At 70.7% G+C, this 14,498-nt stretch carries 12 protein-coding genes; 5 read left to right on the forward strand and 7 right to left on the reverse strand.

Going from position 1 to position 14,498, the window contains the following annotated elements; translation table 11 throughout:
• Positions 1 to 131: 131 nt before the first annotated feature.
• Positions 132 to 1,901, reverse strand: coding sequence for a Xaa-Pro dipeptidyl-peptidase (locus tag DI005_RS13260; RefSeq protein WP_113642275.1), 1,770 nt, complete (start codon positions 1,899 to 1,901; stop codon positions 132 to 134).
• 150 nt (positions 1,902 to 2,051) lie between these two features.
• Between DI005_RS13260 and DI005_RS13265 the strand changes: the two genes are divergently transcribed.
• The 3 genes from DI005_RS13265 (at position 2,052) to DI005_RS13275 (ending at position 5,061) form a co-directional block, all read left to right on the forward strand.
• Complete coding sequence (locus tag DI005_RS13265) at positions 2,052 to 2,804, forward strand: class I SAM-dependent methyltransferase (RefSeq protein ID WP_112272549.1); 753 nt, start codon at positions 2,052 to 2,054, stop codon at positions 2,802 to 2,804.
• Between the two features lie 77 nt (positions 2,805 to 2,881).
• On the forward strand, positions 2,882 to 3,811 hold the full coding sequence (locus DI005_RS13270) for a hypothetical protein (protein WP_113642276.1): 930 nt from the start codon (positions 2,882 to 2,884) through the stop codon (positions 3,809 to 3,811).
• A gap of 176 nt (positions 3,812 to 3,987) precedes the next feature.
• Positions 3,988 to 5,061, forward strand: a complete 1,074-nt coding sequence (locus DI005_RS13275; RefSeq protein ID WP_113642277.1) for a DUF2293 domain-containing protein — start codon at positions 3,988 to 3,990, stop codon at positions 5,059 to 5,061.
• Here the strand turns inward: DI005_RS13275 and DI005_RS13280 are convergent.
• Both DI005_RS13280 and DI005_RS13285 read right to left on the reverse strand, forming a co-directional pair.
• Positions 5,032 to 5,481, reverse strand: coding sequence for a CBS domain-containing protein (locus DI005_RS13280; RefSeq protein WP_112272555.1), 450 nt, complete (start codon positions 5,479 to 5,481; stop codon positions 5,032 to 5,034). The two genes, DI005_RS13275 and DI005_RS13280, sit on opposite strands and share 30 nt — an antisense overlap.
• A gap of 92 nt (positions 5,482 to 5,573) precedes the next feature.
• On the reverse strand, positions 5,574 to 6,482 hold the full coding sequence (locus DI005_RS13285; RefSeq protein WP_158303178.1) for a neutral zinc metallopeptidase: 909 nt from the start codon (positions 6,480 to 6,482) through the stop codon (positions 5,574 to 5,576).
• Positions 6,483 to 6,562: 80 nt separating this feature from the next.
• On the opposite strand from DI005_RS13285, the gene DI005_RS13290 reads away from it, so the two are divergent.
• Positions 6,563 to 8,593, forward strand: a complete 2,031-nt coding sequence (locus DI005_RS13290) for a prolyl oligopeptidase family protein (RefSeq protein WP_113642278.1) — start codon at positions 6,563 to 6,565, stop codon at positions 8,591 to 8,593.
• Here DI005_RS13290 and DI005_RS13295 read toward each other — a convergent pair.
• From DI005_RS13295 to DI005_RS13310, 4 genes are all read right to left on the reverse strand, one after another.
• Positions 8,581 to 9,345: an SDR family oxidoreductase gene (locus tag DI005_RS13295; RefSeq protein ID WP_113642279.1), complete on the reverse strand. Its 765-nt coding sequence runs from the start codon at positions 9,343 to 9,345 to the stop codon at positions 8,581 to 8,583. The genes DI005_RS13290 and DI005_RS13295 overlap by 13 nt on opposite strands.
• 96 nt (positions 9,346 to 9,441) lie before the next feature.
• Entirely contained in the window at positions 9,442 to 12,306 is a 2,865-nt protein-coding gene (locus DI005_RS13300; protein ID WP_113642280.1) for a vitamin B12-dependent ribonucleotide reductase, read from the reverse strand.
• A 34-nt stretch (positions 12,307 to 12,340) separates the two neighbouring features.
• Entirely contained in the window at positions 12,341 to 12,838 is a 498-nt protein-coding gene (gene nrdR, locus DI005_RS13305; RefSeq protein WP_110340229.1) for a transcriptional regulator NrdR, read from the reverse strand.
• A gap of 287 nt (positions 12,839 to 13,125) precedes the next feature.
• Entirely contained in the window at positions 13,126 to 13,578 is a 453-nt protein-coding gene (locus DI005_RS13310; RefSeq protein ID WP_113642294.1) for a LysM peptidoglycan-binding domain-containing protein, read from the reverse strand.
• 230 nt (positions 13,579 to 13,808) lie between these two features.
• Here DI005_RS13310 and lexA point away from each other — a divergent pair, with 230 nt between their 5' ends.
• Positions 13,809 to 14,498 (forward strand): transcriptional repressor LexA, encoded by a 690-nt coding sequence (lexA, locus tag DI005_RS13315; RefSeq protein WP_112272565.1) that lies wholly within the window; start codon positions 13,809 to 13,811, stop codon positions 14,496 to 14,498.

Genomic DNA, 14,498 nt, shown 5'->3' on the forward strand with positions numbered 1-14,498 from the left:
GTGGCGGGGGTGGGAGGAATCTGTGGACGGGTGGGGGTGAGTTGAACAAGGGAGCCGGAGGGGCGGCGGTGGAACGGGTTGGTGTCGGTGGGCGGGGCTATGGTGGTGCGGGCCCCGCCCGCCGACCGCGCTCAGAACGCCCCGCGCAGGGCCGCCTTCCCGCCCACCACCGGCAGGTCCACCGTCGTGTTCCGCACGTCGATCGCCAGCCCCGCACCGGGCTTCGGGCGCAACGTGAAGTCGTGGTCGCTCGACAGCAGCACGAACTCGAGGCGGTGTCCCTCGGCGAGCACGTAGTCGTCCGGCTGGAGGTCGAACGACACGTCGTACGCCACCCCGGGCCGGATCGGCTTGGTGCGCCACGCACTCGTGCGGTTCTGCGGGTCGGTCCAGCCGCGGGTGATCACGTTCGACGTGCCGTCGGGCGCCCGGTCCACCAGCACGCCGGTGATGTTCGCGGCGGGCCGGTCGAAGGCGACCTTCAAGTCGACCGACGCCGTTCCGCTCAACCGCACGGGTTTCCGCGCCGGACCGGTGGCATAGGCGAGCCGGTTGGCCGACGACGGCGCGTCGACGAGCTGCTCGACGGTCTTGGTCGCGTCGTCGGTGAGCCGCTCGACGACGGGCCTCCCCCGCAGCGGGCCGGACACGTCGAGACCGCCGCGGGCGGAGCCGCCCGGCCTCGGGTACACCGTGACGTCCCGGGTGCCGGGAGCCGGCCAGTCCGCCTCGTCGGCCCACGACAGGTCCTCGCGCTGCACCGTGGACCTCGGCTCGTCCTCGATCCCGTTGTCGACGCCGTACAGGTAGTGGGAGAACCAGCGGTTGAGGGTGCGCAGCCATTCCTGCTGGCGCAGCCCGTACGGGTCGGCGTGGCCGGACTGGTGCCACCAGATCTTGCGCTCGACGCCCGCCTTCGCGAGCGCCTCGTACCACCTGGCCGCCTGGCTCGTGGTGACGTTCCAGTCGTTGAGGCCGTGCACAACGAGCACCGAGGCACGCACGTCACGGGCGTCGTCGAGGTAGTTGCGCTCGTGCCAGAAGGCGCTGTAGTCGCCGGTGACGCGGTCCTGCTCCCGGGCGAGCTCGTCGATCACCGGACGGCAGATCTCGCGGTCGGCGCGCGTGTAGACGTACTCGGCGAGCACATCCGCGTCTTCGCCCTGGAAACCGCCGGGGGCCACTACGGCACCGTCCTCGCGGTAGTAGTCGTACCAGTCCGAGATCGCCGCGATCGGCACGATCGTCTCGAGCCCCTCGACGCCGGTGCTCGCGACCGCGTTGGGCAGGGTTCCGTTGTAGGACACGCCCATCATGGCCGTCTTGCCGGTGGTCCAGTCCGCCGCGACGGGAGTGCCCTCGGCGTTCCTGGCCTTCGCCCGCCCACCCAGCCAGTCCACGACGGACTTCGCGCCGATCGTCTCGTTCTCGCCGCCGGTCGTGGGGCAGCCGGTGGAGGCGCCGCTGCCGAGCGACTCGGCGTAGACGACGGCGAACCCGCGCGAGACGAGGTACTGCTCGTAGCGCCAGGTGATCTGCGGCTTCGGCTTGCCGTGCCCGTCCGGGACGTACAGCTCCACGTCGACGTTGTGGTTGGCGACGTCGTTGCCGCCCGCGTAGTACGGGCTCGCCTGGTAGACCACCGGCACACGCAGGCCGTGCTCGGTGGCTCTCGGCCGGACGATCTCGACGTGCACCTCGTCGTCGGCGCCGTCGCGGTCACTGTCCACGGGCGCCGTCACCCAGAGGCTCTCCCGCACGACGTCGGCGGGGTCGAACACCGGCTGCGCCTGCCCGTCCTCGAACACCGGTCCCGGCGGAGGCTCCGCCTGCGCCGCGGCGGGAACCAGCGGCATCGCGATGACGGCGGTGAGCAGGACGGCGAGGCGTGCGACTCTCACGGTGCCCCCAGTCGGTCGGCGATCGGAGTGGTTCGACCTTTCCGGCGCCGTCCCACGGTGTCAAGGAAGCCGGTGCAGATCCCGACGAAAGGCTGTGCGCGAAGGGATCGCACCCCGATTTTCGGTGGCGCGCACTGGGACGATCGGAGCATGTCTCGTTCGTTCGACGATCTGGTGGCCGAGGCCGCGACCGCTCCGGTCGACGGCTGGGATTTCTCGTGGCTTGACGGGCGGGCCACCGAGCAGCGCCCGTACTGGGGGTACCAACGGCGGCTGGGCCTGCGCCTGGCCAGGGCATCGGCGGCACTGGACCTCCAGACCGGCGGTGGCGAGGTCCTGGCCGGCGCGCCGAGATTCCCACCGGTGATGGTGGCGACGGAGTCGTGGCCACCGAACGTGGCCGCGGCGGCGACCTCCCTGCGGCCGCGGGGCGTGGTCGTCGTCGAGGCCTCGGACGAGCCGCCGCTGCCGTTCACCGACGCGGCGTTCGATCTGGTGACCAGCCGTCATCCGGCCACGGTGTGGTGGGCGGAGATCGCGAGGGTGCTGCGGCCGGGTGGAACGTACTTCGCCCAGCACGTGGGCCCGGGCACCATGTGGGAGCTGGTGGAGTACTTCCTCGGCCCGCAACCGGAGGCACGCCGGAAACGACACCCCGAGCGGGAGGCCGCTGAGGCGCGTGCCGCCGGCCTGGAGATCGTGGACGTGCGGTCCGCGCGGCTGCGCGCGGAGTTCTTCGACATCGGCGCCGTGGTCTTCTTTCTGCGCAAGGTGATCTGGACGGTGCCCGGCTTCACCGTGGACGCCTACCTCGGGCGGCTGCGCGAACTGCACGAGCTGATCCGGCGGGACGGCGTGTTCGTCGCCCACTCGACGCGCACCCTGATCGAGGCGAGGAGATGACGAACTGAGAACGCGGTGTGACCGATGTTCACGCCGAGTTGACGGTCAACCTACCGATCGGGTGATTCTCTGGTCTGGTGAAGCCTCGGGCGATCGGCCTCAGCGCGCTGGCGGCGGGACTCGTCGCGACCGTGATCACCGTGTCGGCGGTGACCCGGGCCGACACCGTGGCATCGCCCGAGCCGCAGTCCACCACCCGTGCCCCCGTCGCCGAGGAGGCCTTCACGCGGCCACCGCTGACGCCCACCACGGAAGCCCCGGCACCGGAGCGGGAGCGGGCGAAGCTGGCGCAGGCGGTCTCCGGGGCCGTGGCCTCGGTGGTGCCGGGCACCCGGATGGGCCTCGCCGTCTACGACCGGCTCACCGACTCGATGCTCACGAGCCTCAACGCCGACGAGCAGTTCTACACGGCCTCGGTCGTCAAGCTCCTGATCGTCACCGAGGTGCTGCGCGAGGCGGACTGGCGGGTTCCCGGCGGGACCGAGCGCCAGGAGCTGCACGCGATGCTGGCGGGCAGCGCCGACCGGGTCGCGTCCGCGCTGTGGGGCGCCTACGGCGGCACCGAGATCGACCGCGATGCCGCGGAGCTGATGGGGCTGGAGAACACCAGCCCGCCCCGCGAGGAAGGTCAGTGGGAGCTGACGCGGATGAGCCCGCGCGACATCGTGACCGTCTACGAGTACCTCGACGACGAGCTGCCGCGGCCGGCGAGCGACTTCGTTCTCGGCGCGCTGGCGGACGCCACTCGCGTGGCGGTGGACGGCTTCGACCAGTACTTCGGGATCCCCGGTGCGCTGCCGGGCACCGAGTGGGCCGTCAAGCAGGGCTGGATGGAGGTCGGCGACGGGCTCGTGCTCAACACCACCGGCATCGTCGGCTCCGACGAGCGCTACATCGTGTCGCTGCTCGCGCACCTGCCCGCCGGCACCGGCTTCGCCGAGGCGCGGACGGCGCTCACCGCGGGCATCGCGGCGCTCGCTCCAAGTCTGGATCAGCAGGCGGGCTAGTGCCCCCGGCCGGAAGCTCACCACATAATTCGGCGGCCCAGCTTCCCGCCGGCTGCGGTGCCGGTCCGCCCAAGTACAGCCCAGTACGAGGACGAACCGGCCCCTTGCCAGCGGAAACCTGGATCCACCGACTCAAGCAACAGACGTCCGACGGAGGGCACTAGGCTGCCGGCGTCATGACGAAGCTGCGCCAGCGGGTGATCGACGCCGCCGAGACCGCCCTCGCCCGCCAGCACTACGCCGCGCCCGTCGAGCTGTTCTCCGCACTGGGCTGGCTGCCCGCATCCCGCGCCGAGGAGTGGCGTTCCGGTCGCGTTCCCTGCCTCGAGCACGTCCTCCCGGTCGACGCGGGCAAGCTCGTGGACGCCGTGTCGTGCCTGCGCGACTGGGCCACGGCCCGTGGCCTGACGGCCAGCGACACCGCCTACCTCGCCCGTACCCGCGACAACCGGAACCTGCGCTTCACCGCCGACGGTGACGACGCGGTCGAGCGACTCTTCCGCACGCACTGGATGTCGCCGGAACTCTCGCCGAAACGCCTCGAACGGCTGCGGGCGCGGCAGAACAAGGCACCGGACCTCACGGTGACGCCCGCGGAGCAGGCGTGGACGTGCGCGGGCTGCGGCACGAGTGCGGACGCGGGCGAGTTCCGGCTCGTCGAGGACACCGGCCCGCTGTGCCTGACCTGTGCGGACTTCGACCATCTCGCGTTCCTGCCCGCGGGCGACGCCGCGTTGTCCCGGCGCGCGAAGAAGGAGAGCACGCTGTGTGTGCTCGTCGTGCGGTTCAACCGCAGGCGCAAGCGGTACGAGCGGCAGGGCATCCTCGTGGAGCCTGCCGCGCTCGACCGTGCCGAGGAGCAGTGCCTCGCCGACGAGGACCTGCGCGCCCGCCGCCGGGTCCGTGACGCCGAGCGGCGCGCCGCTCAGGACGTGGAGTTCCAGGCGCGGTTCGCCGCCGAGATCGTGCGCCTCTACCCCGGTTGCCCGCTGGATCGGGCGCAGGCGATCGCCGAGCACGCCGCGACGAGGGGCAGCGGCCGCGTGGGCCGTTCGGCCGAGGGACGCGCGCTCGGTGAGGAGGCGGTGCGCCTGGCCGTGATCGCGTCGGTGCGGCACCTGGACACCGCCTACGACGACCTGCTGATGTCCGGGATGCCGAGAGCGGACGCGCGCGACCGCATCCGCTCCGACATCGACCGGGTCCTGCGCGGCTGGGAGTCAGCCGGTGGCGTTGAAGGGACCGCCTGAGATGTAGGCCTCCAGCTGTTCCTGGTTCTGCTCCAGCTCGTCCATCCGGGACTTCACCACGTCGCCGATGCTGACGATGCCGCCGAGCCTGCCGTCGACGAGCACGGGGACGTGGCGGATCCTGCGCTCGGTCATGACGCCGCTGAGCTGGTCGACCGAGTCCTGGGGCGTGCACGTGGCCACGACGGTGGTCATGATGTCGGCGACGGGCCGCTCGAGCAGGCCGGGGCCGTGTTCGTGCAGGCGGCGAACGACGTCGCGCTCGGACACGATGCCGGCGACCCTGTCGTGGCCGTCGACGACCACCAGCGCACCGACGTTGTGTTGGGCGAGTCGGGCCAGCAGCTCTCTGACGGTCGTCTCCGGAGCAACGGTGGCCACCATCGCCCCCTTGCTCCGCAGCAGATCGGCAATGCGCATGAACGTCTCCTCCCGCCGAGAACCGTGAGCTGCCTCACAACAGGTTAGTGGCCGGGTGGGCAGCGTGAAAGCGCTCTTCTGGGGCGCCGACCTCAGGCGACGTCCGCGGCGGGCGCCGTCCACGTGTTGCAGGCGGCGGGACCGTCGGCCAGGAACCCGGTCTCCGCCCAGCGGACCTGGTTCTCCAGCGTGCCGTGGGTGTCGCTGTCGATGCTGTTCGCGAAGTCGTCGACCCCGCTGCGGGCTTCCTCCCAGCTGATCTCCCCTCGGCCCGCGACGGCGGCGAGGAACAGCCCGGCGAAGCAGTTGGCCTGCAGCTCGGCGCGCCGCGTCAGCTCCAGCTCGCCCGGTGACCCCGGATCGAGCCCGGCCATCCGCTCGGCCGTGGCGTCCAGCGTGCCGCTGAGCTTCTGCACGTGGTGGCCGTACTCGTGCGCGAGCACCGCGAGGTGCGCGGGCCGGTACAACCCCAGGTACTCGACGAGACGCTCCCTCGGCATGTAGATGATCCCTTCGGCGCCGCAGTAGAACGCGGTCGCCTCGTCCTCGCCGGGCATCGCACCGCACCGGCTGGACGCGTCCGACCTGATCTCGAGCCCGGCCTCGGTGAACCGGGCCCCGGTTTCGGTCAGCACCGGTCGCCAGGCGGCGTCGAGGCAGCTCAGGGCCGCCGAGTAGAACGCGCGGAGCCGCTCGGCCGAGCCGCCGAGCACGGGCAGGTCGCACGTGACGCCCGCCAGCGCGACGCCCTCGCCCAGCAGCGGGTTGGCCCCAGGGTCCGCGGCCGGTTCGGCCGCCGGAGTCCGCGGCGGCGACTCGACCGGCGGCGCCGACACCAGGTCGGGTACGGCGTTCGGTGACGGCAGCGCGACACCCTTGACGGGTGCGGCCGCCCTGCCTGCCAGCGCGATCACGCCGACGACCCCCAGCACCGCCACGAGCACGCCCAGTACCGCGAAGGGGTTGTTCCTGGCGGGCCGGACATCGTCGATTCTGTCCACAGTGCACGTCAGCTTATCGGCGCGGCGCCGCGTCCCGGATCACGAAACGGGAACTCGTGCGCGCTGGCAGACTGGAGGCCATGACCGACGCGACACCCCCTGTGGACGACGACCCGTACCTCTGGCTGGAGGACGTCACCGGCGAGCGGGCGCTCGGCTGGGTACGGGCCCGCAACGCCGAGACGGCCGCGCGGCTCACGGGCGGTGAGCGGTTCGACCGGGTCCGGGACGAGCTGCGTGAGGTGCTCGACTCCGACAACCGCATCCCCTACGTGCGAAGGCGCGGAGAGCACCTCTACAACTTCTGGCGCGACGCCACGCACCCGAGGGGCCTGTGGCGGCGGACGACGCTGGAGGAGTACCGCACCGCCGCGCCGGACTGGCAGGTGCTCATCGACGTGGACGCGCTCGCGGAGGCCGAGGGCGAGAACTGGGTGTGGCAGGGCGCCGCCGTGTTGCGGCCGGGGCTGCGGCGCTGCCTCGTGGAGTTGTCGCGCGGGGGCGCCGACGCGACCGTGGTGCGCGAGTTCGACCTGGAGCGGCTCGAGTTCGTGGACGGCGGCTTCGAGCTCCCCGAGGCGAAGAGCTCGGTCGGCTGGATCGACGAGGACCACATCTACGTCGGCACCGACTTCGGCGAGGGCTCGCTCACCAGCTCCGGCTACCCGCGCCTGGTCAGGGAATGGCGGCGCGGGACCCCGCTCGCCGAGGCGCCCGTGGTGTTCGAGGGCAAGCCCGAGGACGTGTCGGTGCGCGCCTACCACGACGCCACCGAGGGCTGGGAACGCGACTTCGTGCGCCGCAACGTCGACTTCTACCGGTCGGAGCTGTATCTGCGCACGGCCGACGGGCTGGTGCGCATCGACGTCCCCGAGGACGCGAACGCCTCCGTGCACCGGGAGTGGCTGCTGGTGCGCACGCGCACGCCGTGGGGCGAGTATCCGGCGGGCGCGCTGCTCGCCGCGAGGCTCGACGGGTTCCTCGCCGGTGAGCGCGCGATGACCGTGCTGTTCGAACCGGACGCGCACACCTCACTCGACTACTACGCCTGGACCCGCAACCACCTGGTGCTGGGCACGCTGAGCGACGTCAAGACCAGGCTCCGCGTGCTCACCCCGGCCCACGGCGGCTGGCGGGACGAGCCGCTCGCGGGCGTGCCCGAGGTCGGCAGCGTCGACCTCGTCGGCACCGATCCCCACGAGGGCGACGAGTTCTTCCTCGACGTCACCGGGTTCACCGAGCCGTCGAAGCTGGTGCGCGGCGTCGTGGGCGGCCAGCTGGAGACGCTGCGGCAGGCGCCCGCGTTCTTCGACAGCACGGGGCTCGTGGCCGAGCAGTTCTTCGCGACTTCGGCCGACGGCACGCGGATCCCGTACTTCGTGGTCGGGGCCCACGAGAACCGGCCCGGCCCGACGCTGCTCACCGGCTACGGCGGGTTCGAGGTGTCGCAGACGCCGTACTACAGCGGTATGACCGGCAGGGGCTGGCTCGCCAGGGGCGGCACCTACGTGCTGGCGAACATCCGGGGCGGAGGCGAGTACGGCCCGGACTGGCACAACCAGGCGATCAAGGCCAACCGCCACCGCGTCTACGAGGACTTCGCCGCCGTGGCGGCGGATCTGGTGGAGCGCGGCATCACCACGCCCGAACGCCTCGGCATCCAGGGCGGCAGCAACGGCGGCCTGCTGACAGGTGTGATGCTCACCCGCTACCCCGGGCTGTTCGGCGCAGTCGTCAGCCAGGTTCCGCTGCTCGACATGCGCCGCTACCACAAGCTGCTCGCCGGAGCGTCGTGGATGGCCGAGTACGGCGACCCGGACGATCCGGCCGACTGGGCCTACCTCTCCCGGTACTCGCCGTACCAAAACGTCCACAGTGGACGAAAGTATCCGCCGGCGCTGTTCGTGACGTCCACGCGCGACGACCGGGTGCACCCCGCACACGCGCGCAAGATGGTGGCCCGCATGCGGGAGCAGGGCCACGACGTCGGTTACTACGAGAACATCGAGGGCGGGCATGGCGCGGCGGCCGACAACGCGCAGCTGGCGTTCAAGTGGGCGCTGGTCTTCGAGTTCCTGTGGGAGCGGCTGGCGGGCGATCAGCGCCGCTGAGCGAGGAACTCCTCGAACGTGACCCGGCCGTCGGAGCGCTCGGGCGTGAGGTGCAGACCCTCGCGGTAGGCCCGGTAGGACCGGCCCGCGAGCGGTAGGTTCACGATCCTGCGCCCACGCCCGAACGTGTCCAGGTAGGCGCAGGCGAGGTCGGCGAGCTCGCGGATCTCCGGCCCGCCGAGGTCGGGTACCCGGCCACACGGCGAACCGGTGGCCAGCTCGGCGAGCCGCGCGCCGACCTCGCCGGAGTCGACGGGCTGCACGCGCACGCCCTTCGGCAGCACGAGCACGGGCGGCCGGGCCAGCGCGGACAGGATGCGGTACACGAGGTCGTGGAACTGCGTGGCGCGCAGAACGGTCCACCCGACACCGGAGTCGGCGACCACACGCTCGGCCGCGAGCTTGCCCCGGTAGTACGGCAGCGGATGCCGGTCGACGCCGACGATCGAGATGTAGACGACGTGCGGACAGTCCGCGTCCTTCGCCGCGGCGAGCACGGTGCGGGCCAGCTCTTCCTCCCCGCGCACCATGTTGGTGGCGCAGTGGACGACCGCGCTCGTGCCCTCGACCGCGGCGGTCAGCCCGGCGCCGCTGCGATAGTCCACAGTGGCCCACTCGTGTGGCTGCGGCCCGGCGGGCGCCGGGCGACGGCTGGCGACGCGAACGGGCACGCCCCGGTCGAACAGGTGCCGCACGACATGTCTGCCCAACGTGCCCGTGCCGCCGGTCACCAGGATCGGGAGGGTCGCCATGCCTGCAGTTTCACGCGCCATGGCTGGGCGCCGCAACAGCGGAAGGCCGGAGATCGGCGAGCGATCTCCGGCCTCCCACGTCACTGACTCAGTACGTCAGCTGCAGCCCGAGGTGGCTCCGCAGCCCTCGCAGGCGTAGCACGAGCCCGCCGGGCGCATCTTCGTGCCGCACGTCATGCACAGCGGCGCGTCGGCGGCCTTGCCGAGGTGCAGCTCCATCAGCTCCGTGGTGGTGTGCGCCTCCTGAAACCTCGCGGAGTCGTCCTCCTGCGGCGGCTTCTGCTCGACCGGGCGCGATCCGCTGGCGTCCACGCTGCTGCGCAGCGCCTCGAGGTCCACGCTCTCCGGCTCGGCGTTGCCGTTGCCGTAGTCGGCCTCGACCTGCGCGGAGCGCTCGTCGGCGGTGAAGATGCCGAGCTGCGCCCGCTTCTCGTAGGGCAGGTAGTCCAGCGCCAGCCTGCGGAACAGGTAGTCCAGCACGCTGGTGGCCATCCGCACGTCCGGGTCGTCGGTCATGCCGGCCGGCTCGAAACGCAGGTTGGAGAACTTCGAGACGTAGAACTCCAGCGGGATGCCGTACTGCAGGCCCACCGAGATCGACATCGAGAAGGCGTCCATGACACCGGCGAGCGTGGAGCCCTGCTTGCCGAGCTTGACGAAGATCTCGCCGAGGCCGTCGTCGGGGTACGAGCCCGCAGTGAGGTAGCCCTCGGCGCCGCCCACGGTGAACGACACCGTCTGGCTCGGGCGCTTCTTCGGCAGGCGCTTGCGCACCGGGCGGTACTCGACGACCTTCTCCGGGTCCGCCTCGGCCTTCTCCTTCTTGCCGGTGGAGAGCGGCTGGCCCACCTTGCAGTTGTCGCGGTAGATGGCCAGCGCCTTGAGGCCGAGCTTCCAGCCCTGGAAGTAGATGTCCTCGACCTCCTCCACGGTCGCCGACTCCGGCATGTTGACCGTCTTGGAGATGGCGCCCGACAGGAACGGCTGGACCGCGGCCATCATCCGCACGTGGCCGATCGGCGCGATGGAGCGCTCACCGACGGCGCAGTCGAACACCTCGTAGTGCTCGGGGCGCAGGCCCGGAGCGTCCACGACATGGCCGTGCTGCGAGATGTAGTCGACGATCGCCTCGATCTGCTCGCCCTGGTAGCCGAGCGAGTGCAGCGCGCGCGGCACCGCGTTGTTGACGATCTGCATGGAGCCGCCACCGACGAGCTTCTTGAACTTCACCAGCGAGAAGTCCGGCTCGATGCCCGTGGTGTCGCAGTCCATCATGAAGCCGATGGTGCCGGTCGGCGCCAGGACGCTGGCCTGCGCGTTGCGCCAGCCCGACGCCCCACCGATCTCGATGCCGCGCTGCCACTCCTCGGTCGCGAGAGCGCGCACGTTCACGTCGTTGGTGTGGAAGGTGCGGATCAGCTCGTTGGCCGCCGCGTGCTTGCGCATCACCCGCTGGTGGGCCTCCGCGTTGCGGGCGTAGCCCTCGTACGGGCCCACGACACCGGCCATCTCGGCCGAGCGACGGTAGGACACGGCCGTCATCAGCGACGTGATCGAGGCCGCGAGCGCGCGCCCGCCGTCGGAGTCGTAGGCGTGGCCGGTGGCCATGAGCAGCGCGCCGAGGTTGGCGTAGCCGATGCCCAGCTGGCGGAACTTCCGCGTGGTCTCCGCGATCGGCTCGGTCGGGAAGTCGGCGAAGCAGATCGAGATGTCCATCGCCGTGATGACGAGCTCGACGGCCCTGGCGAACAGCTCCGCGTTGAACGTGCCGTCGTCGGAGAGGAACTTCAGCAGGTTCAGCGAAGCGAGGTTGCAGCTGGAGTTGTCGAGGTGCATGTACTCCGAGCACGGGTTGGACGCGGTGATGCGGCCCGACTCGGGGCAGGTGTGCCAGTCGTTGATCGTGTCGTCGTACTGGATGCCGGGGTCGGCGCACTCCCACGCCGCCTGCGCCATCTTGCGGAAGAGCTTCTTCGCGTCGACCCGCTCGATGACCTCACCGGTCAGCCGCGCGCGCAGGCCGAAGTCGCTCTTGTTCTCCACGGCCTGCATGAACTCGTCGGAGACACGAACCGAGTTGTTGGCGTTCTGGTACTGCACCGACGCGATGTCCGCGCCACCGAGGTCCATGTCGAACCCGGCGTCGCGCAGCACGCGGATCTTGTGCTCTTCCTTGGCCTTGGTCTCGATGAACTCCTCGACGTCGGGGTGGTCGACGTCGAGCACGACCATCTTCGCCGCGCGGCGGGTGGCGCCGCCGGACTTGATGGTGCCGGCGGAGGCGTCGGCGCCGCGCATGAACGACACCGGGCCGGAGGCCGTGCCGCCCGAGGAGAGCAGCTCCTTGGAGGAGCGGATGCGGGAGAGGTTGAGGCCCGCGCCGGAGCCGCCCTTGAAGATGCGGCCCTCTTCCTTGTACCAGTCGAGGATCGACTCCATCGTGTCGTCGACGGAGAGGATGAAGCAGGCGGACACCTGCTGCTTGGACGTGGTGCCGACGTTGAACCACACCGGGGAGTTGAAGCTGAACACCTGGTGCAGCAGCATCCAGGTGAGCTCGTGCTCGAAGATCTCCGCGTCGGCGGGCGAGGCGAAGTAGCCGTGCTCGGTGCCCGACTCGACGTACTTCTTCACCACGCGGTCGATGAGCTGCTTGAGGCTGCTCTCGCGCTGCGGGCTGCCCACGGCGCCCCGGAAGTACTTGCTGGTGACGATGTTGGTCGCGTTGAGAGACCAGAACTCGGGGAACTCGACCCCGCGCTGCTCGAAGTTGATCGTGCCGTCACGCCAGTTGGTCATGACGACGTCACGGCTCTCCCACTTGACCTCGTCGTAGGGGTGCACGCCCTCGGTGGTGTAGACGCGCTGGACCTTCAGACCCTTGCGCGCGGCCGCACCGCTCTGCCGCTTCTTCCCCGACCTGCCGGAGGCCTCGGCGCCGACCCCCACGGTTTCTGTCATGACTCCCACTCCCGCGTTCGCATTGGCGGCGACGTCACGCGTCGTCCGCACTCTTCCCGCTGCCGGCGGCCGGATCGGCCGCACCCGCAATCGCCTGCCGAAGATCCGAGATCTCCTTCTCGAAGTCCTCGATCGAGGAGAACGAGCGGTAAACACTCGCGAACCGCAGATAAGCCACAGCGTCCAGCTCGCGAAGCGGGCCCAGGATGGCCAGCCCCACCTCGTGGCTCGGTATCTCCGCGACACCCGCCGCCCTGATCGACTCCTCGACCCGCTGAGCGAGCTGCTGCAGCGCGTCGTCGTCGACGGGACGGCCCTGGCACGCGCGGCGCACTCCCAGAACCACCTTGTCGCGGCTGAACTGTTCGGTGACCCCGGAACGCTTCACGACGGCGAGGACCATCGTCTCCGAGGTGGTGAACCGGCGACCGCACTCCGAGCACGAGCGGCGGCGGCGGATCGCCTGTCCTTCATCCACCTCCCGAGAGTCGACGACACGGGAATCGGCGTGCCTGCAGAACGGGCAACGCATGCGCCGATCACCTCCTCATCGCACCGGGTCCGACCGTGGTGTCCGACCACCTGGCCGCATCGCCCTGGTGATCGTTTTGTGGACACCCGGTGGGTGAACACCGACAAGCTGTGGATAACTCTGTCGATTCTACCCCAACTTGTGGACCAACTACAGCCATGTAACTACTACATGTTGGGGTTGACCTTAGGAGCAGCAGGCCCCCTGGCGCAAGCTGACACGGCACGCCCGACGGAGTGACGGCCGACATAAGGACCGCACTCGGGGTAGAGGGAGCGGTGCCGGCGTCAGGCTCCGGCGGGCACGACGAGCGGCGTCCCGGCGTCGACCCGGGCGCCCGTGAGCCCGTTCAGCTCCTGGATGCGCTCGACGACGGCGGCCGGGTCACTGCCGGGGGCGGAGCGCTCGGCGAGGTCCCACAACGTGTCACCCGGCGCGACCGACACCACCGCGGTGCCGGACGGGACGGTGGCCTCCCCGCCGCCTGCGACACCGCTCGCGAAGAGCCCCAGCCCGACGAGCCCAAGGCACACCGCGGCGCCGAGCGCGAGCAGCAGCGGCCAGCGCAGCGCCACGGACCTCGGCGCACAGGTGGCCACCCTCGCGGACCTCCGCCCGGCGACGACCCGCGCCCTGGTCGGCGGGCGCCGCGTCTCCCCCGTTCGCTGCCTGCGCACCACCCTGCCCGGGTGCTGGACCCGACCGATCTCGCGGACTTCCCGCTCCACGACAACCGACATCGCAACCTCCTCGAACATGCGTTCTATCGAACGCCCGTGCGAAGGTGTACCACCAGGGTCCGACAAAATCGAGAGCGGCACGGCGTGTCGATCGAACAAATGTTTGAAATCGCCGTCCACGCGGGCTAGCGTCGAGTGTGGACAGCGGGCAGGCCAACGGGCGCCCGCACGCGGCAGGACAGGCGACCCCGGGCACGGCTACGGCCGGCCCTCGACTGGGAGGCAACGCGGTGGCACGCAAGACCAAGGACGACGGCGGCAAGGTGCACGCCCTTCCGGAGATCGAGGACCCGGACGACAGCCTGACCCCGCGTCAGCAGAAGGTGCTCGAGGTGATCCGGGACTGGGTCGACCGGTTCGGCTACCCGCCGAGCGTCCGGGAGATCGGCGAGGCCGTCGGGCTCACGTCCACGTCGTCGGTTTCCCACCAGCTGCGCGCGTTGCAGCGCAAGGGCTACCTGCGCCGCGACGCGAACCGCCCGCGCGCGGTCGGCGTCCTGTCCGCGGAGTCCGACCGGGCCGCCGCGCTCGCGGAGCAGCTGCCGAAGCCCGCGTTCGTGCCGCTCGTGGGCCGCATCGCCGCCGGTGGCCCCGTGCTGGCCGAGGAGGCCATCGAGGACGTCTTCCCGCTGCCGAAGGACATCGTCGGCGAGGGCGACGTGTTCCTGTTGAGCGTCACGGGTGACTCGATGATCGACGCAGCCATCACCGACGGCGACTGGGTCGTGGTGCGCCAGCAGCCCAACGCCGAGAACGGCGACATCGTGGCCGCGATGATCGAGGGCGAGGCGACGGTCAAGACGTTCAAGCGCAAGGACGGGCACGTCTGGCTGATGCCGCACAACGAGGCATACGAGCCGATCCCCGGTGACGACGCCACCATCCTGGGCAAGGTCGTCGCCGTCCTGCGGCGGCTGTAG

Source organism: Prauserella sp. PE36, assembly GCF_003311655.1.
Lineage (GTDB): Bacteria > Actinomycetota > Actinomycetes > Mycobacteriales > Pseudonocardiaceae > Prauserella_A > Prauserella_A endophytica.